1 protein-coding gene is annotated in these 278 nt (G+C 59.7%); it reads left to right on the forward strand.

Features of this window, described 5'->3' with window-relative positions; genetic code table 11:
* Nucleotides 1-99 precede the first annotated feature (99 nt).
* Entirely contained in the window at nucleotides 100-240 is a 141-nt protein-coding gene (locus tag RMT89_RS42695; protein WP_315889144.1) for a hypothetical protein, read from the forward strand.
* Nucleotides 241-278: the final 38 nt, after the last annotated feature.

The following is a 278-nucleotide window of genomic DNA, read 5'->3' on the forward strand; positions in this document are numbered from 1 at the left end:
TCTTTTGCTTAGCTTGCTTAGCGTTGACCTGAGCGCTGACCCGGTGACGGGAAAGTTCAAAAAGCTTTGCAAAAGATAGATGTTTATGACAACTGGCGGATGCCGCCGCTCGGCGAATTGCCCCCGGCCCGACTGAGCCTGCTCAGCCGAATCTGGATGATCGTTTTGCGCGGCTATCTCGTCCTGGCCGGCGGCCTGGTCCTGGTGCGCATCTTTCAGCTCGCGACGGCAGGCGCGTAGGGGGCCATTGTCTCGGCGAGCTTGCGATATCCCGCGAC

Origin of the sequence: Streptomyces sp. P17, assembly GCF_032436805.1 — a bacterium.
In the GTDB taxonomy this organism is placed as follows: Bacteria; Actinomycetota; Actinomycetes; order Streptomycetales; family Streptomycetaceae; genus Streptomyces.